The organism is Aerococcus sp. L_32 (assembly GCF_050689315.1).
The window spans coordinates 1-1,709 of record NZ_JBOEQF010000410.1; the positions used below are offsets into that span (position 1 = coordinate 1).

The following is a 1,709-nucleotide window of genomic DNA, read 5'->3' on the forward strand; positions in this document are numbered from 1 at the left end:
GTCAATGCAGCCAACTCTTTGTTGAAGTTTATCGAGGAACCGCATGAAAATGTCTTTATTTTCCTTCTAACCAATAATAGGGACGCGATCTTGTCGACGATTGTCTCCCGCTGCCAGATGATTCATTTTCCCCAATTAAACCGGGTGGACCTACAAGCCTTATTTGAGGAAGCGGGGATTAAGCCAAGTATGGCGACAACTCTGACCGCTTTAACCAATGATGTGGGTGAAGCGACGGCGCTGGCAGAGAATGAAGATTTCCAGCAACGACTCAACTGGTCCTTGCAGTGGGTGGATTTAATCGTGAAAAAGGACCCTCGTGGTCTAACAATGGTGGCGTCAGACTGGATGAAGGGTCCTAAGGGTAGGACGGATATGATTCAGGCCCTAAATCTGGTGGCCTTTCATTACCATGATTTATTATATTTACTTCTACATGTAGATCAGGGACAAGACAATCAAGCGCAATTGGTCTTCCCTAATGACTTTGGTAAATACCAAGGGATGGTCAATAAAATAACAGTAGCAGAAGCGACAAAAGCCCTACATTTAGTAGGGCAAGCACAGCGGATGATTCAATCGAATGTGAGTGTACAGTCCGCAATGGAATATATGGTATTAGCCTACTGGAAAAAGTAGGCCGAAATGTTTAAAGAACGCCAATGATACCGAAAATTGCAATCGTAGTTAGTAGAGATAAGATTTTTTGTTTCATGATTTCGTCTCCTTTTTGTTAAAATATAACAGAATTATAGGGGAAAATTCATTTTTTGTCATATATAACAAAAGGAGCAACAGAATGAATATTGGAATAAGCTACAGAGATCTAAGAAGAGAGCGCGGTTTGACACTTATGGATGTCACAACCACGGGGGAGATTTCCTACTCCCAACTCTCAAAGTTTGAACGTGGTGAAACAAGTATTACAATTCATCACTTAGTCAATCTAGTCCATAACCTGGGCATCTCCTTTGCTGAATTTATGACGGCAATTGAGGAATACAATAGTCCTTATAAATTCTACATCGAAGAAATTGATAACGCTTATAAAAAAGCTGATATTGACGCCTTGAACGCAATCGCACAAACACAAGAAAACTTGTATGGTGAAACCAACCAAATCCTATTTAAATACAATGCTATAATGACGAAACTCTTATTGAATGATTTAACTGATGTGGAAATTCCTGAAGCAGACAAGCATTTAATCAGTGAATACATCTTGAAATGTTCCATTTGGACGAGTTACGAGGTTATTTTGCTAGGGAATTCCCTTCGAGGATTGACGCAGTCATTGCAAGACGTATTAGTAGCAGATATGATTGCGAAATTATCTACAATACAAGAAAGCAATCCCTTGAAGGTGCACATACTGAGCATCTTAATCAATGTCTGTTTCGATCGATTACGGTCGGAGGAGACTGACGAAGTGAATGATATTATGGCAGCAATTGAGCCACAATTGAGCACAAATGCGTATTACTTTAAAAACCGTCTCTTATTCCTAAAAGGGATTGTGGCGATTGTTGAGGGTCAGTTTGCTGAAGGGGTAAGTAAATGCCAAAATGCGATTCAAGTTTTCGAATTATTCGACGAACCATTCGCTAAAATGCATCAGGATGAACTAGATGCATATATCACAAACTACGCATAATTGTTATATATAACAATTTTTAGAAGACCACCAAAATTCCGGTAGAATGAAGACT

At 39.5% G+C, this 1,709-nt stretch carries 1 protein-coding gene and 1 pseudogene; both read left to right on the plus strand.

Annotated elements, in window-relative coordinates; translation table 11 throughout:
• Positions 1–639: pseudogene (locus tag ACRCJ0_RS13465) on the plus strand (DNA polymerase III subunit delta'); the annotation flags it as partial.
• 160 nt (positions 640–799) lie between these two features.
• The gene (locus ACRCJ0_RS13470; RefSeq protein WP_431390748.1) at positions 800–1,654 is read left to right on the plus strand and encodes a helix-turn-helix domain-containing protein; all 855 of its coding nucleotides are present in this window, start codon (positions 800–802) and stop codon (positions 1,652–1,654) included.
• The last annotated feature ends 55 nt before the right edge of the window (positions 1,655–1,709 follow it).

Coding starts and splice junctions, on each gene's coding strand:
- ACRCJ0_RS13470 (WP_431390748.1), top strand. CDS start 800: ATGAATATTGGAATAAGCTACAGAGATCTAAGAAGAGAGCGCGGTTTG.